Annotated in this window: 20 protein-coding genes and 2 pseudogenes; 20 read left to right on the forward strand and 2 right to left on the reverse strand. The window is 59.8% G+C overall.

All coding sequences use genetic code 11. The features are described 5' to 3' along the window. Nucleotides 1-69: 69 nt before the first annotated feature. The 7 genes and pseudogenes from dut to mgsA all read left to right on the forward strand — a co-directional run bounded on the left by dut (nt 70) and on the right by mgsA (nt 6,730). Nucleotides 70-516: a dUTP diphosphatase gene (gene dut, locus ACKXF7_RS09820; protein ID WP_249237002.1), complete on the forward strand. Its 447-nt coding sequence runs from the start codon at nt 70-72 to the stop codon at nt 514-516. A gap of 34 nt (nt 517-550) precedes the next feature. Beyond that, nucleotides 551-1,105, forward strand: coding sequence for a Maf family protein (locus tag ACKXF7_RS09825; RefSeq protein ID WP_249237001.1), 555 nt, complete (start codon nt 551-553; stop codon nt 1,103-1,105). Between the two features lie 157 nt (nt 1,106-1,262). Further along, a pseudogene (locus tag ACKXF7_RS09830) lies at nt 1,263-2,286 on the forward strand (rod shape-determining protein). 143 nt (nt 2,287-2,429) lie between these two features. Further along, nucleotides 2,430-3,260: a rod shape-determining protein MreC gene (gene mreC, locus ACKXF7_RS09835; RefSeq protein WP_339395189.1), complete on the forward strand. Its 831-nt coding sequence runs from the start codon at nt 2,430-2,432 to the stop codon at nt 3,258-3,260. A 12-nt stretch (nt 3,261-3,272) separates the two neighbouring features. Continuing rightward, complete coding sequence (gene mreD, locus ACKXF7_RS09840) at nt 3,273-3,806, forward strand: rod shape-determining protein MreD (RefSeq protein ID WP_423741182.1); 534 nt, start codon at nt 3,273-3,275, stop codon at nt 3,804-3,806. A gap of 19 nt (nt 3,807-3,825) precedes the next feature. After that, on the forward strand, nt 3,826-6,132 hold the full coding sequence (locus ACKXF7_RS09845; protein WP_423741183.1) for a penicillin-binding transpeptidase domain-containing protein: 2,307 nt from the start codon (nt 3,826-3,828) through the stop codon (nt 6,130-6,132). 193 nt (nt 6,133-6,325) lie between these two features. After that, complete coding sequence (gene mgsA / locus ACKXF7_RS09850; RefSeq protein WP_005939970.1) at nt 6,326-6,730, forward strand: methylglyoxal synthase; 405 nt, start codon at nt 6,326-6,328, stop codon at nt 6,728-6,730. Nucleotides 6,731-7,009: 279 nt separating this feature from the next. Here mgsA and ACKXF7_RS09855 read toward each other — a convergent pair whose 3' ends face one another. Both ACKXF7_RS09855 and rnhA read right to left on the reverse strand, forming a co-directional pair. Then, nucleotides 7,010-7,540, reverse strand: a complete 531-nt coding sequence (locus ACKXF7_RS09855; RefSeq protein WP_423741184.1) for a hypothetical protein — start codon at nt 7,538-7,540, stop codon at nt 7,010-7,012. After that, on the reverse strand, nt 7,537-8,001 hold the full coding sequence (gene rnhA, locus ACKXF7_RS09860; protein ID WP_249236995.1) for a ribonuclease HI: 465 nt from the start codon (nt 7,999-8,001) through the stop codon (nt 7,537-7,539). The genes ACKXF7_RS09855 and rnhA overlap by 4 nt, the downstream gene beginning before the upstream one ends. Nucleotides 8,002-8,400: 399 nt before the next feature. Between rnhA and ACKXF7_RS09865 the strand changes: the two are divergent. The 13 genes and pseudogenes from ACKXF7_RS09865 (at nt 8,401) to ACKXF7_RS09925 (ending at nt 23,784) form a co-directional block, all read left to right on the forward strand. Then, nucleotides 8,401-10,228 (forward strand): annotated as a pseudogene (locus tag ACKXF7_RS09865) (ribonuclease J). Nucleotides 10,229-10,274: 46 nt separating this feature from the next. Beyond that, complete coding sequence (locus ACKXF7_RS09870) at nt 10,275-11,057, forward strand: hypothetical protein (RefSeq protein ID WP_423741185.1); 783 nt, start codon at nt 10,275-10,277, stop codon at nt 11,055-11,057. After that, on the forward strand, nt 11,054-12,253 hold the full coding sequence (locus ACKXF7_RS09875) for a DHH family phosphoesterase (RefSeq protein ID WP_423741186.1): 1,200 nt from the start codon (nt 11,054-11,056) through the stop codon (nt 12,251-12,253). Before ACKXF7_RS09870 ends, ACKXF7_RS09875 begins: the two co-directional genes overlap by 4 nt. 23 nt (nt 12,254-12,276) lie before the next feature. Continuing rightward, nucleotides 12,277-13,380: a UDP-galactopyranose mutase gene (gene glf / locus ACKXF7_RS09880; protein WP_423741187.1), complete on the forward strand. Its 1,104-nt coding sequence runs from the start codon at nt 12,277-12,279 to the stop codon at nt 13,378-13,380. Between the two features lie 290 nt (nt 13,381-13,670). Beyond that, a complete protein-coding gene (gene rplI, locus ACKXF7_RS09885; protein ID WP_249236991.1) occupies nt 13,671-14,126 on the forward strand; it encodes a 50S ribosomal protein L9 in 456 nt (151 codons plus the stop codon). 78 nt (nt 14,127-14,204) lie between these two features. After that, a complete protein-coding gene (gene dnaB, locus ACKXF7_RS09890; protein ID WP_339395263.1) occupies nt 14,205-15,605 on the forward strand; it encodes a replicative DNA helicase in 1,401 nt (466 codons plus the stop codon). After that, on the forward strand, nt 15,605-17,059 hold the full coding sequence (gene tilS, locus ACKXF7_RS09895; protein ID WP_423741188.1) for a tRNA lysidine(34) synthetase TilS: 1,455 nt from the start codon (nt 15,605-15,607) through the stop codon (nt 17,057-17,059). The genes dnaB and tilS overlap by 1 nt, the downstream gene beginning before the upstream one ends. Further along, complete coding sequence (gene hpt / locus ACKXF7_RS09900; protein WP_249236988.1) at nt 17,056-17,604, forward strand: hypoxanthine phosphoribosyltransferase; 549 nt, start codon at nt 17,056-17,058, stop codon at nt 17,602-17,604. The genes tilS and hpt overlap by 4 nt, the downstream gene beginning before the upstream one ends. 33 nt (nt 17,605-17,637) lie before the next feature. Continuing rightward, nucleotides 17,638-19,788 carry an ATP-dependent zinc metalloprotease FtsH gene (gene ftsH / locus ACKXF7_RS09905; protein WP_423741189.1) on the forward strand — a complete coding sequence of 717 codons (2,151 nt, stop codon included), beginning with the start codon at nt 17,638-17,640 and terminating at the stop codon, nt 19,786-19,788. Between the two features lie 29 nt (nt 19,789-19,817). Further along, a complete protein-coding gene (locus tag ACKXF7_RS09910) occupies nt 19,818-20,858 on the forward strand; it encodes a hypothetical protein (protein WP_423741190.1) in 1,041 nt (346 codons plus the stop codon). A 71-nt stretch (nt 20,859-20,929) separates the two neighbouring features. After that, a complete protein-coding gene (locus ACKXF7_RS09915) occupies nt 20,930-21,730 on the forward strand; it encodes a hypothetical protein (RefSeq protein ID WP_423741191.1) in 801 nt (266 codons plus the stop codon). Between the two features lie 197 nt (nt 21,731-21,927). After that, nucleotides 21,928-22,917 carry a LacI family DNA-binding transcriptional regulator gene (locus ACKXF7_RS09920; protein WP_423741192.1) on the forward strand — a complete coding sequence of 330 codons (990 nt, stop codon included), beginning with the start codon at nt 21,928-21,930 and terminating at the stop codon, nt 22,915-22,917. A gap of 18 nt (nt 22,918-22,935) precedes the next feature. Beyond that, entirely contained in the window at nt 22,936-23,784 is an 849-nt protein-coding gene (locus ACKXF7_RS09925) for an HAD family hydrolase (protein ID WP_423741193.1), read from the forward strand. Nucleotides 23,785-23,868 lie beyond the last annotated feature (84 nt).

Here is a 23,868-nt window from a genome sequence, read left to right on the forward strand (position 1 = left end):
CGGCGGCGCAATGCCGGAGCTCTCCCGAAGGGCGAGCTCGCAGTAGAGGAATAAAAAACGAGGTATACTATGGAACCCATCACTGTAAAATATAAGGTACTGGATGCCCGGGCAAAGGTGCCCGCCTACGCCACCCCCGGCTCTGCCGCCGCCGACCTGTGCGCCGTGCTGGACGAGCCGCTCACCCTTGCCCCTATGGAGCGGGCACTGGTGCCCACCGGCCTTGCCATCGAGCTGCCGGGTGCCCACAGCGTGGCACTGGTGTATGCCCGCAGCGGCCTTTCCATCAAGCACGGCCTGTGCATGGCCAATGGCGTGGGCGTGGTGGACAGCGACTACCGCGGCGAACTGAAGGTGCCCATGGTCAATCTGGGCAGGGAGGCTTACACCATCCAGCCCGGTGAGCGTGTGGCGCAGCTGTGCATTGCACCGGTGTACACCGCCGCCTTTGTGCCCGCCGAAGAACTGGGCGATACCCAGCGCGGCGAGGGCGGCTTTGGCTCGACGGGTAAATAAGCGGGCAAGGATGTTGAAAAGAAAGATGGATCCTATGAATTTGATTTTAGCTTCCGGCAGCCCGCGCAGGCGGGAGCTGCTTTCCCTGTACACCACCGATTTCACCGTCTGTGTCAGCGATTTTGACGAGAGTACAGTGCAGGCCGACACCCCTGCTCAGCTGGTGGAGCAGCTGGCCCGGGGCAAATGCCTTGCTGTTTCGGCCCAGCACCCGGGTGCGGTGGTCATCGGCTGCGACACCGTGGTGGATGTGAACGGTGAAGTATTCGGCAAGCCCCACAGCACAGAGGACGCAAAGCGGATGCTGCGGGCCCTTTCCGGTGCTGCCCACGAGGTGCACACCGGTGTGTGCATTTCGGACGGGACCCGCACCGAAAGCTTTGTGGACAGCTGCCGCGTTACCTTTTTTCCGCTGAGCGGGGAGGAGATCGACTTTTACGCTTCCACCGCTGAACCCTACGACAAGGCCGGGGCCTACGCCATTCAGGGCCGTGCGGCCCTCTGGCTGGACCGCATCGAGGGCGACTACTACACGATCATGGGCCTGCCGGTGAGCCGCACCGTACAGCTGCTGGCACATTTTATGTGAGAAAACTGGAAAAAACGAAGAAAACTTGCGCAAACGCTTGAGAAATCATTGGCTTGCGGCTATAATAGAACCGTGTTATTCTGCGCAGGGCGGCGTAAAAAGTCCGCCGGACGCTCTGGATAGATTTCAATGGGAAGCAATAAGGAGAGAAATTACAATGGGCCTGTTTTCAAAAGATGTGGGTATCGATCTGGGTACCGCAAATACTCTGGTATATATGAAGGGCAAGGGCATCATCATGCGTGAGCCTTCGGTGGTGGCCGTGGACACCAAGACCGATGAGGTGCGCTGCGTGGGTGCCGAGGCAAAGGCAGTCATTGGCCGCACTCCCGGCAGCATCGTAGCGGTCCGCCCCCTGAAGGACGGCGTCATTGCCGATTTTGACATCACGGCCAATATGCTGGAGAACTTCCTCAAGAAGGCATGCGGCAACAGCATGTTCTCCCGCCCCCGCGTGGTCATCTGCATCCCGTCGGGCGTCACCGAGGTGGAGCGCCGCGCGGTGCGCGAAGCGACCCTCAAGGCCGGTGCCCGTCAGGTGTCCGTCATTGAAGAGCCCATGGCTGCTGCTATCGGTGCGGGCCTGCCCATCAGCGAGCCTACCGGCAGCATGATCGTGGACATCGGCGGCGGCACGGCTGAGATCGCTGTCATTTCTCTGGGCGGCATCGTGGCCTCCCGCAGCGTGCGCATGGCCGGTGATATGTTCGATCAGGCCATCATTGCCTTCATCAAGCGCAAATACAACCTGCTCATTGGTGAGCGCACCGCAGAGCAGATCAAGATCGAGATCGGCTCTGCCTATGTGCTGGACCCTGAAATGACAATGGAGATCAAGGGCCGCAATCTGGTGGACGGCCTGCCCAAAAACATCGTGGTCCACTCGGAGGATGTGCGCGAGGCACTGCTGGAGTGTCTGGTCAAGATCACCAGCGCCATCAAGGAAACGCTGGAGCGCACCCCGCCGGAGCTGAGCGCGGATATCATCGACCGCGGCATCACCCTGACCGGCGGCGGCGCACTGCTGCGGGGTCTGGATCGAGCTGATCCAGAGCGAGACCGGCATCGACGTGCACATTGCGGAAGATCCGCTGGACTGCGTGGCCAAGGGTGCCGGTGCGGTCCTGGATCACGTGGACGTCCTGCATGATGTGCTGGACACCGACGGCGGACACATGTAACACGGGCCGCAGCCCGTACTTGCGGAAAAAGCTCTTTTGCGCAGCGCCTGCGCTGATTTCCGCGGCAAACAATGTTCCTTGCGCGGATGGCAGAGCTGTCCGCGCTTTTCTTATGGCAGGAGCCCGAACAGGAGGACACCCCCTTGAAGGATTTTTTTGACACATGGAAATTTAAGATACTGGTAGCGGTGGCGGTATTTCTGGTGGGGATCATGGCCTATGCCGGCGCCAATGGCCGACTGACTGCTGCCCCGCAGGAGCTGCTGAGCGTGGTGCTTACGCCGTTTCAGAAGGTGACTTCGGCCCTGAGCGGCGGCATCGGTTCGGTGTGGGAAAAATACACCAGCATCGATGATGTGATGGCCCAGAACGAACAGCTGGAAGCCGAGAACGCCGAACTGCGCCAGCAGATGGTGGACTACGACCGCATCAAGGCGGAGAACGAAGCCTACAAGGCGCTGACCCGCATTCAGGATACCAACAGCGAGGCCAGTTATGTTTCTGGTTTTGTGATCGGCCGCGACCCGCTGGATGAGTTTGGCGGCTTTACGCTGGACTGCGGCACCGTGAACGGTGTGGCCGTGAGCGATGCCGTGATCAGCGATAAGGGCTACCTTGTGGGCGTCGTGGTGGAGGCAGATACCACCAGCTGCAAGGTGATGACCGTCCTGCATCCCAGCTTCAACGCAGCGGGCGTTGTGTCCCGCACGCGGGAAAACGGCATCCTCACCGGCAGCACCGACTACGCCGGTGACGGCCTGTGCGTGCTCACCAATCTGGAGCGCGCCGCCGAGACCCAGATGGGCGATCAGGTCATCACCACCGGCCTTGGCGGCGTGTTCCCGCCGGATGTGCTGGTGGGCGTGGTGCAGAAGGTGGAGCCGGAAGTCAGCGGCAAATCCTCGGTGGCGGTCATCCGCCCGGGCGCAGACCCGCGCACCGTCAAGCATGTTTTTGTCATCACCGACTATTAAGGAGGCACCGGTATGGAATCACGCCATATGCGCAGCCGCAGTCAGGCGTTGAAATGGGTCTGCTACACGGCAGCGCTGTTTGTGTGCGCGGCATTACAGACCACGCCCGGCCTGTTCCGGCTGGGGCAGGCAAAACCGCTTTTCATCCTGCCGCTCTGCCTTGCGGTGGCGGTGTACGAGGGCGAGTTTGCCGGGGCGCTGTTCGGCGCGGTAGGCGGCCTTTTGTGGGATTACACCGCCGGGCGCACGGTGGGAATGCTGGCGCTGGAACTGCTTTTGCTCTGCTTTGCGCTTTCGGTGCTGGTGCAGGTGTATCTGCAGGGCAGCACATGGAACTTTGCGCTCATCGGCACCGGCACGGCCCTTGTGGTGCTCTCGCTGGACTGGCTGTTTTTTTACTATATGCCGGGTTACAGCTGGGCGCTGAGCCGCTGGCTCACCTTTGTGCTGCCCTCGGCAGTGATGACGCTGGTGCCGTCGCTGATGCTGTTCAGTCTGGTGCGGCGCATTTATAACGAGTTCAAAATCGACAACGGCGTGATCTGAACCGCCGGAGGAAACGCGGATGAACCAAAACGAACGAAAAACCGTCTTGCACCGGATGCTCCTGCTCATCGCAGTGGCCTGTGTTATCATGGGTCTGTATGCGATGCGGCTGATCTTTCTGCAGCTGGTCAACGGCGACGATTTCAAAGCCAAGGCGACCAACACCACCGACTATAATTTCACGGTCACTGCGGCCCGCGGCGACATCGTGGACAGCGCCGGGCGGCGCATTGCCACCACGGCCACCAGCTATAATGTGGTGCTCAACAAGCTGCTGATGGGGGACCGCGATCTGGACGCCATGCTGCAGCAGATCGTGGAGCTGCTGCGGGAAAACGGCGAGAGCTGGAACGATACTCTGCTCATCGGCCAGCCGGACGCAGCAGGCCGCTATGCCTTTACAGACGATGATTCTTCTGCCAGCGATCAGAAGCAGCTGGCGGATATGAAGGAGACCCTTGGCCTGCAGCAGTATGCCACCGCTAACGATGTGATGGAAATGCTGGTGGAAAAGAACGAGCTGCAGGGCTTTTCGCTGGAATGGCAGCGGGTGCTGGCCGGCATCCACTACGAGATGGACCGGCAGGCCTTTTCCAATGTGAACAACTTTGTCATGGCAGAAAACGTCAGCGCGGCAACGGTGGCTACCATCAAGGAGCACAGCCTGCAGCTGCCCGGCGTGGAGATCGTGGAGACCAGTGCCCGCAGCTACGATCAGAGCGATATCATCCCGGCCGTGCTGGGCCGTGTGGGCAAGATCACGGCTGAAAAGTGGAAGGTGACCGATTCAAATGGTCAGGTGACCTATCCGCTGCGGGAAAAAGGCTATAATATGAACGATGTTCTGGGTATTTCCGGCCTGGAATCCGTTTATGAGGATGAGCTGCGCGGCAAGGATGGCGTGGAGACGATCACCCGCAACTCGGACGGCGTGATCGTGGATACCCGCCTGACCACAGTGCCGGAGCCGGGCCACACGGTGCAGCTGACCATCGACAGCAACTTCCAGCGCGCTGTGGACAAGGCACTGGCAGAGAACATCGACATGATCAACCGCGTGTACAACACCGGCACCATGAAAGCTGCCGCCGGTGCGGTGGTGGTGCTGGATGTGAAGGACGGCAGCGTGATGGCAGCGTCCAACTACCCCAGCTATGACCAGAACCTGTATGCGTCCAACTACAGTGAGTACAGCTCTGACCCGAGCCTGCCGCTGTTCAACCGCGCATTGCAGGGCCTGTATACGCCGGGCTCCACCTTCAAGCCCGCCGTGGCGGTGGCTGCGCTGGACAGCGGCCTCATCAATCAGTATTCTACTGTATACTGCAACGGCGTGTACAACTACTTTAAGGACTATCATCCCCGCTGCACCCGCCACGGCCACAGCGGCAACATCGATGTGATCACAGCCATCAAGTGGAGCTGCAACGTCTTCTTCTATGATGTGGGCCGCCGCCTGACCAGCGATGTCTATGATGCCTATGCCTATAAGCTGGGTCTGGGCCAGCGCACCGGCGTGGAGGTGGGTGAGGCGCTGGGACGGCTGACCACCAAGAACGACTCCAACTATACCGCATCGCTGGACGTTCAGGCCGCCATCGGTCAGGGCAACACGGTGGTCACCCCCATCCAGCTGGCCACCTATGCGGCAACGCTGGCCAACAACGGCACCCGCTACCGCACGCATTTCGTCAAGGCCATTCTGGATACCAATACCGGCGAGGTGCTCAGCGAGACCAAGCCCGAGGTCATGGATGTCATCGAGGGCACCGGCAACACCTTTGAACTGGTGCGTCAGGGCATGAAGCAGGTGCCCAGCACCATCAGCGGCAAAATTTCAAGCTATCCGGTGCCCATCGCCTGCAAGACCGGTACGCCCCAGCGCAGCGAGACCTATGCCTCAGGCAAGCACTATCTGAACGCTATGATGGTGGCTTACCTGCCGGCGGACGATCCGCAGATCGCCATCGGCATCACCATTGAGTACGGCGGCTACGGTGCCCGTACCGGTGATCTGGTGGTGGATATCGCCAATGCCTACTTTGCCCTGAAGGACGGCTCTCTTGCCCAGCAGGCAGAGGAAGAAAAAGAGGCCGAGCAGGCCCAGCAGGAAAAACAGGACGCGTCCCAGACCGATGCCGCAGGACAAACGGCAGTCGGGCAGACCGCCGACACCGCTGCGCCGCAGGCCGGGCAGACGGCTCCCGCAGCGCAGGACGCTGCACCGGAAGGGCCTGCCGCAGACACAGCGCAGCCTGCTGTACAGGATGGGCCGGACGTAGCGCAGGCCGAACAAAACCCCGATGCCATTGCGCCGGAGAACTGAAAACGGGAGACAAAACCGACGCGGGAAAGGGCGCTGCAGCGGTGGTTTGAATGGGAACACCCCTGAAAAGAAAACAAAATTGAATGTTTTGTATAAAAAACGGTTGTAAAAGATTGGATTTTGTGATATCATTTCAACCGAAGGACTTTTTACAAGTGGGTCCGCATCGTGAAGAAAGAGGAGAGGGTAACGGATGACGATCGCACTCATTGCACATGACTCCAAAAAGGAGCTGATGGTTCAGTTTTGTACGGCTTACTGCCGGATCCTGAGCCAGCATAAACTGGTGGCCACCGGTACGACCGGTAAGTTGATCGCTGAGGCTACCGGTTTACAGGTGCAGCGCTTTCTGGCCGGTGTGCAGGGCGGCGACCAGCAGATCGCATCCCGCATCGCCTGCAATGAGATCGACCTGCTGCTGTTCTTCCGCGACCCCATCAACGCAAAGCCCAGCGAGCCCAACGAAATGACGCTGCTGCGCCTGTGCGATGTGCACAATATCCCCATGGCCACCAACATCGCCACCGCCGAGGTGCTGATCCACGGCTTGGAGCGCGGCGATCTGGACTGGCGCGATATCGTGCATCCCCAGAACTGACAAATCGATTTGAGATGGCTCCGCGTGCGCTGCGCCATAATCAGAGGAAACATTTTTTATATTAGAATTCCGGAAAATCTGCGGATTTTCCGGAATTCTTTTTTCACAGGAAAGGCCGCTGCGGCACACGGCAGCAGAAATGCATTCTGCAGTTTAGACCCCGCTCCCGTGAAAATGAAAATCGGGAGCATCCGCAGATGCTCCCAATTTTCGTATTATCAATAGAATTTCCGCTGAATAGGGCCAGAGTGCAACGGAGGCCATTTAAAATTGTATTTGTTAAACTTTAAAATCTTCGGCCATTTCGGCTACGTCTTCCGGGGCAAAATCGCCCAGCGGTAAAATCAGCCGTGCCAGTGTCTCCTGCGGCAGAGCTGCAAGAATCGTGCTGTCATCGCTGCCGGTGCCTGCGGGCGGGCAGACAGTGTGCACGCCGTCTGCGCCGGTCTCCACCCGGGCACGGTGAGCGGTTGCCACATACTGCATCCCAAGCTTGTCTGCAGCCGTCAGCAGGGCGGCAAACAGCGGCGTGCCGCCTTCGCCCAGAACATCGGCGTCCTGCCCGGCCAGTGCTTCGGCGTTCAGCACGATGCACTCGATGCCAAGGGCTTCCGCCGCCTTTCGGGCCGCCTCCACTCCGGCGGCCTGCCCGGCGTCCAGCCGCACGGCGGCGCCTGCCACGGCAAAGCCCTGCTGCTGTAAAATGCGCACGGCTACGGCGCATTCTCTGCTGCCGTCCATCTGTACCAGAACTTTATCCTGACTCTCGTAGGTGTCAAACCCGCTGCCGGGCAAAAATGTGTCGCTCATGTTCCCTGCCTCCCGCCATGTGCTTTGCTCTGTGCCACGGCCAGCTGGTCGCAGCGTTCGTTCTCCGGGTGGCCTGCGTGGCCCTTGACCCAGACGTAGGTGATCTTGTGCCGGGCTTCCTGCTCCAGTGCCTGTGCCCAGAGGTCCGGGTTCAGGGCAGGGGAGCCATCCGCTTTTTTCCAGCCCCTGCGCTGCCATCCTCTGGCCCAGCCCTTCTGCAGCCCGTTGATGACATACTGGCTGTCGGAGCACAGCCGCACCTCGCACGGCTCCTTGAGCTGACGCAGCGCCTCGATAAAGGCTGTCAGCTCCATGCGGTTGTTGGTGGTGCTGTCATCACCGCCGCTGAGCTCCTTTTCATAGACTTTGCCGTTAAAACGGTAGCGCAGCACGGCACCCCAGCCGCCCGGGCCGGGATTGCCGCTGCATGCGCCGTCGGTGTACACTTCGACCTGCTTCATGCGGTTCTCCTTATAAAATGAGTTACTTCTATTTAGCGCTATTTTTGGGCTTCTGTCAAGTGCGAATGTATATTCCGTGCCGGAGCTGACAAACCTTGGAATTGACAAAAACGCCGGGAAATACTATACTTATCCTAACAAAATGCGTATAGGGGCGCACCGCAGGCGTGTGCCCGGGCGTTCCAACAGAAAAGCCACGGTCGCATCGAGCAGATGGACTTATCTGGCACAAAACCTCTTACGGAACAGGCAGCGGTTTGCAAAAAACACGCTGAGAAATAAATTCTATACGGTGCATCCAACGGAAGCCGATGCGATTTTTCAAGGTGCTTCCCATGCACAGCGCGGCTGTTCCCACAAACGGGGACGGCCTGCGCTGTAATTATTTTGGAGGTCAGAATGGCACAGTCGAAAGAAAATACCAATGTTTCCGCACGCGGTAAGGCCGCAGCAGCGAATCAGAATGCGGGCGCACCTGCCGCGCAGACGGGCGAAAAGCGCCCCCGTACCACCCGCCGTCCATATTATAACCGCCGGCCCCGCCGCCCGCAGCAGCCCAGAGAGGCTGCGGTGCCCATCCACATCTATCCGCTGGGCGGTCTGGGTGAAGTGGGCAAGAATATGACGGTCTACGAGTGCAACGGCGACATGATCATCGTGGACTGCGGTCTGGTGTTCCCGGACAGCGACATGTACGGCGTGGACATGGTCATCCCGGACTTCACCTTTGTGGTGCAGAACAAGGATAAGATCAAGGGCCTGCTCATCACCCACGGCCACGAGGACCACATTGGCAGCATCCCGTATCTGCTGCAGAAATTTGATCTGCCCATCTATGGCACCCGCCTGACCTGCGGCCTGATCCGCAACAAGCTGGAAGAGTTCGGTCTGGCAGGCAAGACCAAGTTCGTGGAGATCACCCCCAGACAGAAGATCAGGCTGGGCTGCTTTACCATTGAGCCCATCCATGTGAACCACTCCATCCCGGACGCGGTGGCCTTTGCCATCGACAGCCCGGCGGGCACCATCATCCAGACCGGCGACTTCAAGATCGATTATACCCCGCTGGCCTGCGGCGTCACCGACCTGTCCACACTGGCCGAGTACGGTCAGCGCGGCGTGCTGGCCCTGCTGAGCGATTCCACCAACTCCGAGCGCCCGGGCTTTACCGCCACCGAGCAGAAGGTGGCTGCAGGCGTGCGCAATCTGTTCGCCCGTGCCCGCAACAAGCGGATCATCATTGCCACCTTTGCTTCCAACATCTACCGCGTGCAGCAGATCATCGATCTGGCTGTGGAGGATGGCCGCAAGGTGGCCTTCAGCGGCCGCAGCATGGTGAACAACACCGCCATGGCGCAGGAGCTGGGCTATATGCACATCCCGGAGGGCACCCTCATCAGCGTGGATGAGCTGAACCAGTATCCCCCGGAGCAGGTAGTGCTCATTACCACCGGCAGTCAGGGCGAACCCCTGAGCGCCCTTTCCCGCATGGCGTCCTGCAGCCACCGTCAGGTGCGGGTGGGCCCCGGTGATTTCATTATCATTTCGGCAAATCCCATCCCCGGCAACGAGAAGAGCGTGACCAAGATCGTCAACGGTCTGCTGCTGCTGGGTGCAGAGGTCATCTACGAGAGCATGTACGATGTGCACGTTTCCGGCCACGCCTGTCAGGAAGAGCAGAAGCTCATGCTCACCCTGACGAAGCCCAAGTATTTCCTGCCGGTGCACGGCGAGTACAAGCAGCTCAAAAAGCATGCCCTCACCGCTGCAAGCCTCGGCATCCCCACCAGCAACATCCTCATTGCGGAGAATGGCTCCAATGTCATCCTCAGTCAGGATGAGATGAAGCTGGGCGAGCCGGTGACGGCCGGTGCCGTCATGGTGGACGGCTTGGGCGTGGGCGATGTGGGAAATGTAGTCCTGCGCGACCGCAAGCACCTGTCCGAGGACGGTCTGGTGATCATCGTGGCCACCGTGGACAGCAAGACCGGCAAAGTGCTGGCCGGCCCCGACCTTGTGAGCCGCGGCTTTGTGTATGTGCGCGAGAACGAGAGCCTGATGGACGGTGCACAGAGCATCGTGGAAAATGCGCTGGACCGCTGCGTGGACGAGCATGTGCGCGACTGGAACAGCGTCAAGACCCGTGTGCGCGAGGCACTGAGCAGCTATATCTATCGGCGCACCAAGCGCAGCCCGATCAATCCTCCCCATCCTGATGGAGGTCTGATCCGGGCACGCTGCCGCAAACAATGCGGCGGAAGGCAGGAGATTTGATGAAACAAAAACCAAGATGGACATTGGAGATGCTCACCGCCAGTCTGGCCGTGCTGTGCGGCCTGCTGGTGCTGGTGCTGCTGGTCCAGCGGCCCACGGCATGGCCGGCGCTGCTGGCACTGGTGGTGCTGTGGGGCGTTGTGGTGGTGCTGTTCCGCTGCCAGCTGCGCAAGTGGGTGGCCCGGTGGATGTGCGGCGGAAGCTTTGAAAGCTCCAAACTGCAGTTCAGTCTGGAGCCGCTCTCGCAGCCGGCCGCGCTGCTTTCCGGTGAGACGGTGCTGTGGTACAATGCACAGTTCCGTGCCCGCCTGTTGAACGGGCAGGATGTGCTGGTGAGCCGTGTGCAGAAGGTGATGCCCGGCCTTGACCTGCAGCAGTGCCGCAAGCAGGAGGGCCAGCTGCTGACCCTCGCGGACGGCATGTGGAGCGTGCACAGCTCCACGGTGCCCGGTAATGCCGAGAGCATGACCCTGCTGGTGCTGAACGAGGAGACCGCTCTGCGCAAGGTGGAGGCGGAATATAAGGCCAGCCGTCCGGGTTATCTGGTGTTTCTGGTGGACGGCTACGATGATGTGTTTGGTGACATGCTGGACAGCGAGCGCGCCCGCCTGCTGGAAGGCATCAACCGCACGCTGGAGGATATGATCGGCCGGGGCAGCGGCTTTTTGCGCCGTGTGGCCAGCGGCCGCTACATCGCCGTGGTGGAAGAGCGCCAGATGGAGCAGTTCGCCAACCGGGGCTACGATGTGCTGGACAAGATCGCGCACTGGACCCCAGCGTGAATCTTTCGCTGTCCATCGGCATTGGCCGCGGTGCCAAGACCCTGCGGGAAGCGCAGGATATGGCCGTGCAGGCACTGGATATGGCGCAGGGCCGCGGCGGCGATCAGGCGGCTGAAATGACGCCGGACGGCTTTACCTTTTACGGCGGCGTGAGCCATGGTGTGGAAAAGCGCAGCAAGGTGCGCAGCCGCATCGTGGCCGATCAGCTGGTGAAGCTGATCAAGGAAGCTGACCATGTGGTCATCATGGGCCACCGTATGAGCGATCTGGACGCCATTGGCTCTGCCGAGGGCGTGCTGCGCATCTGCAAGATCTGCGACGTCCCAGCGGTGATCGCAGTGCGGCGGGACGCCACGCTGGCGGGCAGCCTGATCGATGCCCTGTGCAAAGCGGGCCAGCGGGATGATTTTATCGACCCGAAGGATGCCCTGCCCATTATTTCCAAACGCACCCTGTGCATCGTGGTGGATACATATCAGGCAGGTCTTGTGGAGAGCAAGGAGATCCTGGAAAAATGCGGCAGGGTGGCCGTCATCGACCACCACCGCAAGGGCGTGGGCTACATCCAGAACCCGGACCTTGTCTGCCACGAGCCCTATTCCTCCTCGGCCAGCGAGCTGGTCACCGAACTTTTGCAGTACGTGGGCGAGCGCGACGACAAACCCAACCGGGTGGAAGCCGAGGGCCTGCTCTCCGGTATCATGCTGGATACCCGCGATTTTACCCTGCACACCGGTGTGCGTACCTTTGAAGCCGCCGCTGCTCTGCGCCGCTACGGTGCGGAGACCGAGCGGGTGCGCCAGCTGTTCGACGTGACGATGGTGGAGTACAACGCCAAGGCGGGGCTTGTGGAAAAAGCAAAAATGTACCGGAACTGCGCCATTTCCATCGGCGGTGAGGTGGCCGCGGAGGCCCGTGTGGCCATTGCACAGGCGGCAAACGACCTGCTGACCATTCAGGGCGTGGATGCCAGCTTTGTGGCGGTGCAGGTGGGCACAGGCGTGAACGTCTCGGCCCGCAGTCTGGGCGCTGTGAACGTGCAGGTCATCATGGAGAGTCTGGGCGGCGGCGGACACCAGACCATGGCCGCGGCACAGCTCAAGCACATCACGCCGGAGGCAGCCCGCTCCCGCATCGAGGGCGCCATCGACAAATACTACGCATCGCAGAAAAAGGGCGGTGCCGAGGGAAAATAACCAGAAGAGTGAGGTCTACACCTATGAAACAATACGATTACCTGATCGTCGGCGCCGGCCTTTATGGTGCCGTGTTCGCACAGGAAGCAAAAAAAGCAGGCAAAAAGTGCCTCGTCATTGACAAGCGCGGCCACATTGCAGGCAACATCTACACCGAGCAGGTGGAGGGCATCAACGTCCACCGCTATGGTGCGCACATTTTCCACACCAACAACAAGGTTGTGTGGCAGTATGTGAACCAGTTTGCGGAGTTCAACCGCTACACCAACAGCCCGGTGGCGAACTATCACGGCGAGATCTACAACCTGCCCTTCAACATGAACACCTTCAATAAGATGTGGGGCGTTGTTACCCCCGCCGAGGCCAAGGCCAAGATCGAGGAGCAGAAGGCTGCTGCCGGCATCACCGACCCGCAGAATCTGGAAGAGCAGGCCATCAGCCTTGTGGGTACCGATATCTACGAAAAGCTCATCAAGGGCTACACCGGCAAGCAGTGGGGCCGTCCCTGCACGGAGCTGCCGGCCTTTATCATCAAGCGCCTGCCGGTGCGTTTTACCTACGATGATAACTATTTCAACGCACTGTATCAGGGCATTCCCAATGGCGGCTACACTGCCATGGTGGAAAAAATGCTGGACGGCACCGAGGTGCGTCTGGGCGTGGATTATCTGGCTGACCGTGACGCGCTGAACGCACTGGCAGAGAAGGTTGTCTACACCGGCCCGGTGGACGCATACTTCGGCTATCGTCTGGGTGCGCTGCAGTACCGCAGCGTGCGGTTTGAGACCGAGGTGCTGGACACCGACAACTATCAGGGCAACGCGGTGGTCAACTACACCGACGCCGAGACCCCCTACACCCGCATCATCGAGCATAAGCACTTTGAGTTCGGCACCCAGCCCAAAACGGTCATCAGCCGCGAGTACAGTGCTGAATGGAAAAAGGGCGATGAACCGTACTATCCCGTCAATGACGAGAAGAACGGCGCCCTGTATGCCGAGTATAAGAAGCTGGCCGATGCGGAGCCGGGCGTCATCTTCGGCGGTCGTCTGGGTGAGTACAAGTATTACGACATGGACAAGGTCATTGAGGTGGCTCTGGACGTGGCTGCAAAGGAACTGGCGTAACCGCTTTGCTTAACGCTTTTCGTATTAAAGTCGCTGCGCGACGGCCGCAGGCCGACAGCAGCGTATGCCGTTTGCCGTTACGACCCCTCCTGTGAAAAAGTAAATCAGAAAAATCCGCAGATTTTTCTGATTTACAAATTAAAAATAAAATTTCCGCTGAATATGGCCAGAGCGGAGCGGCGGCCATTTTAAATGGTCAGGCGCTTCCTCTTGCCCAAAAGCGGCAAATGCGCTATACTATAAACACAACAACTGCACCGGTTTTCCGGTGAGAAGTGAGGGATACTATCATGAAAGTGATTCTCAAGCAGGATATCAAGGGCATTGGCAAGAAGGATGAGATCCATGAGGTCTCCGACGGCTACGCCCGCAACTATCTGTTCCCGCGCAAGCTTGCCGCTGTGGCAGATGCCAGCGCTGTGAACGTTGCCCGCAGCAAGGAAGCTGCAGCCGACTTCCATGAGGCTGAGACCGTGGCCGCTGCCAAGGCTCTGGCTGCAAAGATCGAGGGCAAGACCGTGACCATCAAGGCCAAGGGCGGTGCATCCGGCCGTCTGCACGGCAAAGTCACCGGCAAGGAGGTTGCCGATGCTCTGGCTGTGCTGGCAGGCGCTCCCATCGATAAGAAGAAGATCGAGCTGGAAACCAAGGACATCAAGGACGCCGGTGTGTTCAACGGCAAGGTCCGCCTGCACGTTGGTGTGGTTGCTTCCTTCAAGATCCAGGTGGAAGTGGAACAGGCCTGATTTTTCTGCCATCTGCGCCCCCTCACAGCAGGGGGCGCTTTTTGGCTTTTCAGCAAAAACGCAAAAGGATAAATGACCATGCCGAATGAACGACGTTATTCCAATGAACTGAATCTGGAAAGTGTGGGCATCAACCTGCCCTATAACATGCAGGCAGAGCAGAGCGTGCTGGGCGCGGTGCTGCTCAAACCAGAGACCCTCACCGATCTGGTGGAGATCATCCGGCCGGAGATGTTCTATACCCGGCAGAACGCGCAGATCTATTCGGAGATGCTGCGGCTGTTCACCGCCGACCAGACCATCGACTTTGTTACCCTGCTGGACGCGGTGATCTCGGACGGCGTGTTCCCCAGTGCCGACGAAGCAAAGGTCTACCTGACCGGCCTTGCCGAGACGGTGCCCAGCATCTCCAATGTGAAGGCCTACGCCCAGATCGTGCAGGAAAAGTATCTGGTGCGCCAGCTGATGGGGGTGGCAAAGGACATCCTGCAGGATGCCGGAGATGAGCCGGACGCCGATCTGCTGCTGGAAAACGCGGAACAGCGCATTTATGAGATCCGCTCCGGCCGCGATTCCAGCGCACTGACGCCGCTTTCCTCCAGCATGGTGGAGACCCTGACCAACCTGCAGAAGATCAGCGGCCCGGATGCAGACAAATACAAGGGCATCCCCACCGGGTTCCGCCTGCTGGATACGGTGCTCACCGGCCTTGGCCGCGGCGACCTCATCATCCTTGCAGCCCGCCCCGGTATGGGCAAGACCAGCTTTGCGCTGAACATCGCCACCCGTGTGGCCATGCAGCAAAAGGTTCCGGTGGCGATCTTCAGTCTGGAAATGACCAAGGAACAGCTGACCAACCGTATCCTTTCTGCCGAAGCCGGCATCGACAGTCAGGCCTTCCGCACCGGCGCCCTGCGTGCTGAGGACTGGGAGTATCTGGCTCTTGCCACCGAAAAGCTGCACGATGCACCCATCTATATGGACGATACCTCCGGCATCACCATCACCGAGATGAAGGCAAAGATCCGCCGGGTGAATCAGGACCCCACCCGCCCGAACGTGGGCCTCATCGTCATCGACTATCTGCAGCTGATGACCACCGGCCAGCGCAGCGAGAACCGCGTGCAGGAGATCAGCTCCATTACCCGAAACCTCAAGATCATGGCGAAGGAGATGAATGTGCCCATCATCGCGCTTTCCCAGCTGTCCCGTGCGGTGGAAAAACAGGGCAACAACTCCAGCCACCGGCCCCAGCTTTCCGACCTGCGCGATTCCGGCTCCATCGAGCAGGACGCCGACTGCGTTCTGTTCCTGTACCGCGATTCCTACTATGCCAGCCAGAACCCGGATGGTGCAGAGGTGGACGCCGACACCGCCGAGTGCATCGTGGCAAAGAACCGTCACGGCGAGACCAGCACGGTGCCGCTGGGCTGGGATGGTGCCCACACCCGCTTTATGGATGTGGACTTCAAACGCTGATGGAAAACGAAACGATCCTTGCCCGGGTGCGGGAATACTGTCTGCAGGAAGCACTGCTGACCCCGGGTGCCCCGCTGCATGAGCTGCATTTGGCAGCGGCAGTGTCCGGCGGGGCAGACAGCATGGCGCTGCTGCGCATTCTGCTGGCCCTGCAGCCGGAGTTCGGATTTGAGCTTTCTGCCTGCCATGTGAACCATGGCCTGCGAGGTGAGAGCGCCCACCGGGACGAAGCCTTTGTGCGGGCCGAATGCGCCCGTCTGGGCGTGCCGCTGCGGGTGTTCCATGCGGAAGAGCTTGGCCCTGTGCCGGAACATGCCGGGGAGGACTGGGCCCGCCGCCTGCGCTACGCCTGCTTTGAGCGTTTGTGCAGGGAGGGGATAGACGCCGTTGCAACAGCCCATACTGCAAATGATCAGGCGGAGACACTGCTGCTGCGTCTGGCCCGAGGCACGGGGATGCACGGCGCAGCAGGCATCCGGCCCAGACGCGGGCCTTATCTGCGGCCTCTGCTGCCCCTTACCCGGCAGGATACCGAAAGTTTCTGCCGTGCAGCCGGGCAGCGCTGGGTGACGGACGAGACGAACGAGACCGATGCCTATGCCCGCAACCGGGTGCGCCGTGCGGCACTGCCTGCACTGCAGAGCACCAACGGCGCAGCGGTGGAAAACCTTGCCCGCTTCTGCGAAAAAGCGGCCCGGGCGGATGCCTATTTTGCCCGGAAAGCGCAGGAACTGCTTTCCGCTGCGCGTCTGGATGGGACTCAGGCCGGTATCAGGGTCCCGGACGCCTGCAGGGTGTGGCGGCTGGGCCCGCTTTCCGCTGCGGATGCGCCTGTTCTGGAAGAGGCCATGCATTCGCTGACGGCCCCTGTGCGGGACGCAGAGGAAAAATATGTGCAGCTGCTGTGCGCCCTTGTGCGGCGCGGCAGCGGCGCGGTGCAGCTGACCGGCCGGGTGCGCTTTTGTGCAGGGAAGGGCTTTTTCTGGCAGGAAGAGGTGACGGAGCTGCCGCAGAGGCAGACCACGCCGCAGCCCGAAAGCTGGCCTTTTGTGCCGGAAAAACAGGCAGAATACGGCTTTTCAGGCGGCTGGAAGGTGACTGCAGAGCTTTTTACGGCTGATTTTGAAGAAAAAATACAAGTCGTTCATAAAAAAGACTTAAAAAATCAGGCGGATTATGCTAGAATAACTACGTTGTATGCTGGTCTTGTTCTGCGCACCCGCCAGCCGGGGGATGTCTACCGCCCGGCGGGGCGAAGTGTGCACAACCGGCTGCGCAAGTGGATGAACGAAGCGGGCATCCCCGCGCAGATGCGCGACCAGCTGCCGCTGCTGGCGGCAGGCAGCGAGGTGCTCTGGGTCTGCGGTGCAGGCTTTGCAGAGGGCCTTGCCCCGGACGAGGACACTGCACAGGTGCTGCAGATGGAAATGGAACATAGGGAGGAACTATCATGAGCATGCATGATGATATCAAGAACGTTCTGGTCAGTGAAGAAGAGCTGAAGGCAAAGGTGGCTGAGCTGGGTGCACAGATCAGCAGGGACTACGAGGGCAAAAACCTTGTTCTGGTGTCCATCCTCAAGGGTTCGGTGGTGTTTATGGCCGACCTGATGCGTGCGGTGAGCATTCCGTGCAGCATCGATTTCATGGTGGTGTCCAGCTACGGCGGCAGCAACACCGTTACCAGCGGCCTTGTAAAGATCATCAAGGATCTGGACGGCGATCTGTCCGGCAAGGATGTGCTGATCGTGGAGGATATTCTGGATACCGGCGTCACCCTCTCGAACCTTGTGCCCATGCTCAAGATGCGCAACCCCAACTCGGTGAAGATCTGCACCATTCTGGACAAGCCCAGCCGCCGCAAGGCCGATATCCAGCCCGACTACGAGGGCTTCCAGGTACCGGACGAGTTCGTGGTGGGCTACGGTCTGGACTACGATGAAAAGTACCGCAACCTGCCTTATGTGGGTGTGCTCAAGCCTGAAGTTTACGAGAAGTGATTTCTCACACTATAATTCATCCAAGAACTGGAGTTGATTTTTTTGCAATCCAAGAGACCCCGTTTCAATCCGCTGATCCTGGCGCTGGCGCTGGCGGCGGTGCTGATGGTCTGGTCGGTGCTGGGCGGCACCGGCTCTGCCAGCAGCTCTTCCATGGAGTATTCCACGGTGGTGCATTACTTTGAAAGCCTGCAGGTCACGCAGTTCTCGCTGGACCTGAACACCGGCGTCATCACCATGGATATCAAGGAAGGCGGCAAAAATAACCTGCCCCTGCCGGATACCACGGCCCCGAGCACCACACAGGCCACCGGCGGCCTGCTGAGCGGGATGCTGTCCTCTTCGGACAGCACTGCATCCGCTGCGCAGAAGAACAGCGACGGCACTGTGACGGTGCGCTACAAGCTGCCCTATGCCTCCATGTTCGTCAAGTATGTGGGCGACTACATTGCCGCCTATGACGAAGCAAACCCGGATGCTCCCATGGTGTACGATTATACCCCTGTCAAGGAAAGCATCCCATGGATGGAGATCCTGTTCTATCTGGCAATGCTGGGCTGCACCGGCTTTTTGCTCTTCTCCATGATGCGCGGCGGCGCTGGCGGCGGCGGGATCATGAACGTTGGCAAGGCCAAGGTGAAGGATGAGCACGAGAACAAAAAAACGGCTACCTTTGCCGATGTTGCCGGTGAGGACGAGGAAAAGGAAGAGCTGAAAGAGGTCGTGGAGTTCCTCAAGAGCCCCGAAAAGTTCAACACTCTGGGTGCCCGCATTCCCCACGGCGTGTTGCTGGTAGGCCCTCCGGGCACCGGTAAGACCCTGCTGGCCCGTGCCTGCGCCGGTGAGGCCGGTGTGCCGTTCTATTCCATTTCCGGCTCTGACTTTGTGGAAATGTACGTCGGCGTGGGTGCATCCCGCGTGCGTGACCTGTTTGATAAGGCAAAGAAGTCCATGCCCTGCATCATCTTCATTGATGAGATCGATGCTGTGGGCCGTCAGCGTGGTGCCGGTCTGGGCGGTGGCCACGATGAACGCGAGCAGACCCTGAACCAGCTGCTGGTGGAAATGGATGGCTTTGAGGCCAACGACGGCATCATCGTCATGGCGGCCACCAACCGCGCCGACATTCTGGATAAGGCTCTGCTGCGTCCGGGCCGCTTTGACCGTCAGGTCTATGTGGGCCTGCCGGATGTCAAGGGCCGTGAGGAGATCCTCAAGGTCCACACCAAAAAGAAGCCGCTGGCCCCGGATGTCTCTCTCAGGGTCATTGCACAGCGCACCGCAGGCTTTGCGGGCGCAGACCTTGAGAACCTTGTCAACGAAGCGGCCCTGCTGGCTGCACGCCGCAACCGCAAGGCCATTACCATGGAGGATATCGAGGAAGCTTCCATGAAGGTCATGGCCGGTCCCGAAAAGAAGAGCCGCGTTGTGACCCCCGAGGAAAAGAAGCTGACTGCTTACCATGAGGCAGGCCACGCGGTGGCAGGCTTCTACTGCAAGCATCATCCCCGTGTGCACGAGATCACCATTATCCCCCGCGGTCAGGCAGGCGGCTACACGATGTATCTGCCCGAGAAAGACCGCAGCTATGTGACCAAGGGCGAAATGTTCGAGGATATCGTTTCCAGTCTGGGCGGCCGCGTGGCCGAACAGCTGATTTTGGAGGATATCTCCACCGGTGCTTCCAATGATCTGCAGCAGGCTACCAACATTGCCCGCCAGATGATCACCAAGTACGGCTTCTCGGAGCGGCTCGGCCCTGTGGTGTACGGCACCTCGCAGGAGGAGACCTTCCTGGGCCGCGATCTGGGTCAGGGCAAGGGCTACAGCGAGACCACTGCTGCCGAGATCGACGGCGAGATGCGGGATATCATCGACGAAGCCTACGAGACCTGCCGCCGCACCCTGACCGAGCACATCGATCAGCTGCACGCGTTGGCAAAGGCTCTGATGGAACGCGAAAAGCTCAATGAGCAGGAGTTCAACACCATCATGGCCGGCGGCACCCTGCCCCCGCGTGAAGGGGATGAGCCGGAGCAGACCGTGCAGGCTGCACCGGCCGAGACCACAGAGCAGGCGCAGCCTGCAGAAGCTGCGGAGCCTGCCGAACAGGCCGAAACGGCCCAGCCGCTGCCGGAGACCGCTGCACCGGAAGCGCCGGATGCACAGGACCCGCAGAACTGATTTGATCCAAATGGAAAGGAGCGAGTGTCGTGGAGGAAAATTTTAACCCGGTCGCACGGACCCGCGCAAACTATTACACCCCCGGCAGTCCGGTGCAGTTCGTCTGCGTGGAGCTGCTCAAGGGGGATGTCAGCGGTGAGCACGCGGTCTGCCTGACCTTCAAGAACATTTCCAAGGTGACGTTGACTGCGCTGGAGATCCACTTCAAGTGCAAGGGCGTAGACGGTGTGATCCTGTGCGAAGACCGGTTCGAGTACCGCGATCTGGAAGTGAAGCCCGGCGAAATGTTTGGCATGGATGATGCCGTGTTCGTTACCTCCAAGGCGATCACCAGCGTGGATGTTTCGCTGTGCAATGTGTACAACGGCAAGCGGGTGGTGCATCTGGATGCCATCAAGCGCGTGCGCCTGCCTGCCCCCAAGCGCCTGTCCGCAGAGCTGGAAAAGGCGCTGGAGGTCCGCATGAACCGCCCGGAGCTGAAGTATCAGCCTCAGGTGTTTGAAAACGGCTGGTACTGCGCCTGCGGTGCGTTCCATCCCAAGGAAGAAGATACCGTTTACTGCTCGGAGTGCGGCTGTGACCGCATCCTGCTGCAGAACGCGCTGAACACCCTGCTGCAGCCGGAACAGCCTGCCCAGACCGAGCCGGAGCTGGAAACTCCTCTGGCGCCGCAGCCGGAACAGGAAGAGCCGACCCGTATCATGGGAGCCGCCCCTGTGCAGCCGGCACAGGAGGAGCCCACCCGCATCATGGGCGCACCGCGCCGCCCGCAGCCGCAGGAGCCTGCTGCAGAGCCGACCCGTATGCTGGATGACGGAATGCGGGAACAGTTCCCGGACAGGGCAGCGCGTGCACAGGCAGAGGAAGGCACCCGTGTGATGCCTGCCGCCTCCCGCCGTGCACAGCCGGTGGCCCAGCAGCCGGAGCCTGATTATGAGGACAATGAGGAGTACGAGGACGAGCGCGACAGCGTGGCAGAAACGCTGATCCGCTGGGTGCCGCCCATCACTGCCGTCATCTGCGCGGCTGTGGCGCTGTGCGGCTTCGTGTACTATCAGTTCGTACTGTAAACACAAACAGCAGCGGAGAGGGCTGACCTGCCTTCTCCGCTTTTTTGCATATCAGAAGGGAGAACCCGACCATGCCGGAAGAAGCCTTACAGGCCGCTTTTGAGATCAAGACCGCCTGCGATGAGATCAGCCGCCGCCTGCTGCGCTGGCACTGGGAGCACAAGCCCGGCTCCAACAGTCTGGGCGCATTGCTTGACCATATTGCCCAGCGCCAGCAGGAAAGTCCGGACTACTATGACCGGATGCCGGATCTTTCTGGCAAGAGCAGCTGGCAGCAGCTGGACACCACCATCTGTATGCGTGTGCTGCTGGACCCGGAAAAGGATGCGGAAAAGCCTCTGGATCTGCTGGGAAACACCAGTAGCCCGGGTGCAGCCCGCCGCGCCTGCAACACCGTGCGAACGGCCCGCAACGAAGCAGCCCACGCCACCGACCAGACCGACGCGGCGCAGGCGGCGATCCTGTTCAACGAAGCCATCGAATGTCTGGAGGATGCCTATGCGGGCACGGCCTTCCGGGAAAACGAGCTGGCCCGCTATTACCGTCAGGCAGAGGAGTTTTTGTCCCGCTGCGGGGCAAAGGAGCCTGTTGCATCCAGCCGTGCACCGGCTGACGAAAAGCCTGCCGCCCGCAGTACATCCCGCCAGAGCACAAGGCAGTCCCAGAGCCGCAAAACGGGCAGCAGCCGCTCTTCCGGCAAGAGAACGGCAGCGCATAGCAATTCCGGCCGCAGCAGCTCTGCAAAGGGTCGCGGAAATACAAATTGTAAAAAGAAACGGAAAAATTCCGGCAATCAGACAGTCATGATCGTGCTGCTGGCGGCGCTGGTGCTGGGGCTGCTGGTGCGTGCCTGGAGCATGGGGGCAGTGTGACCTGTCTGTTTTGAAAAAATGGTGGCTTTTCGCTGGGAGAAAAGGCTGTCTTTTGTGCACGGTCAATAAAAAAACAAATCGCATACCGGGATAAACCGGAAAAAGCGCATCTTGCAGGATGGGTGAAAGCGGTTTATAATAAGCGTGAAAACGTTTACACACAACAATGCACCCCAAAAGAGAGAAGTACCGCGAATATGACCATCAGTGATATTGCAAGAATGGCTGGCGTGTCCAGTGCGGCCGTCAGCCGTTACCTGAACGGCGGGCCTTTGAGTGAGCAGAAGCGCGCCATCATCCGGGAGGTTGTGGAGAAGACCGGCTACCGCCCCGATACGACCGCTCAGACCCTGCGCACCGGTAAAGTGAATCAGATCGGCGTGATCGCCCCCAGCATCGGCTCCCAGTCGGTCGGGCAGCTCACCGCCGGGATCGCCAGTGAGCTGGATGCCAGAAACTATCTGTTGCTGCTGGGAAACACCGAGCTGGACGCCCAGCGGGAGCTGGGCTATCTGACTGCCATGCAGCGCAACCACGTGGCGGGCATTATCCTGCTGGGCAGCTACTATACCCCTCAGCTGGCACAGGCGCTGAAAAACTGCAGTGTACCGGTGGTGGTCACAGGCCAGCGTTTTCCGGACGTGGCCTGCGTGTACAACGATGACCATACCGCCGTCCGGGAGCTGACCCAGCGGATGCTGGAGCATGGCCGCAGAAGGATCGTTTACATTGGCGGCTCCGAACGGGACGACGCCACCGGCATCCAGCGCCGGGAAGGCGTGCAGGATGCCTTGAGGGATGCAGGGCTGGATGGCGACCAGCTGCCCCGCATCTGCTGCAATGCATTCACCGTGGAAGAGGGACAGCGTTGTATGCAGGAGCTGCTGACCCGCTGCCCGTTTCTGGATGGTGTGGTCTGCGTGACCGATACGGTGGCCTTTGGCGCCATGCATGCGCTCAAGCAGGCAGGACGGCAGATTGGACGGGATGTGGGCCTTGCCGGCATTGGCGACAGCTGGGCGGGCAGTGTGACCGACCCGGGTCTGGCTACGGTACGGTTTTATCAGAAGCAGGTGGGGCAGGAAGCCGCCCGGATCCTGCTGCAGATGCTGGAAGAGAAGGAATATGGCGGCCCGGTGCGTCAGGTGACGCTGGGGTATCAGGTAGTGGAGCGCGGTTCTCTGTAAACAGAGGGTAAGGATGATATGGATCGTAGATTGATTTTTCTGGATATTGACGGTACCTTGCTGCCGCCGGGGGATATGTTGATCCCGGAAAGCACGCTGGCCGCGCTGGACAGCGCCAAAGCAAACGGGCACAAGCTGTTTTTGTGCACCGGCCGCAACCACCGCATGACCGAGCCGCTGCTGCGCCACGGCTGCTTTGCGGGTGCGGTGTGCAGTGCAGGCGGTTATGTGCTGTGCGATGGCAAGACTCTGGTGGATATCCCCATGGAGCCGCAGCAGGCCGAAGGCGTGCGCGCGGCGCTGGAACGCCATGGCGTGGAGTGCACGCTGGAAGCCCGGGATGCCACTTTTGGCGGTGTCAAAATGACCCAAAGGTGGAGTTTTATCCACCAAAAGAAGGGCGCACCGCTGAACAGCGAAGCAGAGCGCTGGCGCAAAGCCATGGAAGATGGCATGTCCATGCTGCCGCTTTCCGATTACAAAGGGGAGCCGCTGTATAAGATCGTATTCATTGCCGACCACGAAAGCGACCTTGCCGAGGCAAAGCGGCTCTATGCGGATCAGTTCGTGTTCTGCGAGAGCAAGCTGGACAGCCTGACCGATGGCTTTGTGAATGGTGAGCTCATCAACCGCAAATTTGATAAGGGTACTGGCATCAAGGCCATCTGTGACCATCTGGGCTGTACGCTGGCAGATACCATTGGCTTTGGCGACAGCGATAATGATCTGCAGATGACCGATGTGGCAGGCATCAGCGTGTGTATGGCCAATGGCTCTGAAACACTGAAAAAGCGCTGTGACCGCATTGCGCCCTCGGTATATGAGGACGGCATTGCAAAGGAGTTCAAGGCGCTTGGCCTGATCTGAACAAAACAACAAAGGCTGCGGCAGGGATAAGACCCGGGCCGCAGCCTTTTTTCTGCCGCATCGCCGGAACACAATAAAATAATT

The organism is Faecalibacterium sp. 7 (assembly GCF_049562865.1).
Classification (GTDB): domain Bacteria; phylum Bacillota; class Clostridia; order Oscillospirales; family Ruminococcaceae; genus Faecalibacterium; species Faecalibacterium wellingii.

Bases quoted from the DNA above. Each gene is read 5' to 3' on its own strand.
- dut (WP_249237002.1), top strand. From the start codon at position 70: ATGGAACCCATCACTGTAAAATATAAGGTACTGGATGCCCGGGCAAAG.
- ACKXF7_RS09825 (WP_249237001.1), top strand. From the start codon at position 551: ATGAATTTGATTTTAGCTTCCGGCAGCCCGCGCAGGCGGGAGCTGCTT.
- mreD (WP_423741182.1), top strand. From the start codon at position 3,273: ATGGAATCACGCCATATGCGCAGCCGCAGTCAGGCGTTGAAATGGGTC.
- ACKXF7_RS09845 (WP_423741183.1), top strand. From the start codon at position 3,826: ATGAACCAAAACGAACGAAAAACCGTCTTGCACCGGATGCTCCTGCTC.
- mgsA (WP_005939970.1), top strand. From the start codon at position 6,326: ATGACGATCGCACTCATTGCACATGACTCCAAAAAGGAGCTGATGGTT.
- ACKXF7_RS09855 (WP_423741184.1), bottom strand. From the start codon at position 7,540: ATGAGCGACACATTTTTGCCCGGCAGCGGGTTTGACACCTACGAGAGT.
- rnhA (WP_249236995.1), bottom strand. From the start codon at position 8,001: ATGAAGCAGGTCGAAGTGTACACCGACGGCGCATGCAGCGGCAATCCC.
- ACKXF7_RS09870 (WP_423741185.1), top strand. From the start codon at position 10,275: ATGAAACAAAAACCAAGATGGACATTGGAGATGCTCACCGCCAGTCTG.
- glf (WP_423741187.1), top strand. From the start codon at position 12,277: ATGAAACAATACGATTACCTGATCGTCGGCGCCGGCCTTTATGGTGCC.
- rplI (WP_249236991.1), top strand. From the start codon at position 13,671: ATGAAAGTGATTCTCAAGCAGGATATCAAGGGCATTGGCAAGAAGGAT.
- dnaB (WP_339395263.1), top strand. From the start codon at position 14,205: ATGCCGAATGAACGACGTTATTCCAATGAACTGAATCTGGAAAGTGTG.
- tilS (WP_423741188.1), top strand. From the start codon at position 15,605: ATGGAAAACGAAACGATCCTTGCCCGGGTGCGGGAATACTGTCTGCAG.
- hpt (WP_249236988.1), top strand. From the start codon at position 17,056: ATGAGCATGCATGATGATATCAAGAACGTTCTGGTCAGTGAAGAAGAG.
- ACKXF7_RS09915 (WP_423741191.1), top strand. From the start codon at position 20,930: ATGCCGGAAGAAGCCTTACAGGCCGCTTTTGAGATCAAGACCGCCTGC.
- ACKXF7_RS09920 (WP_423741192.1), top strand. From the start codon at position 21,928: ATGACCATCAGTGATATTGCAAGAATGGCTGGCGTGTCCAGTGCGGCC.
- ACKXF7_RS09925 (WP_423741193.1), top strand. From the start codon at position 22,936: ATGGATCGTAGATTGATTTTTCTGGATATTGACGGTACCTTGCTGCCG.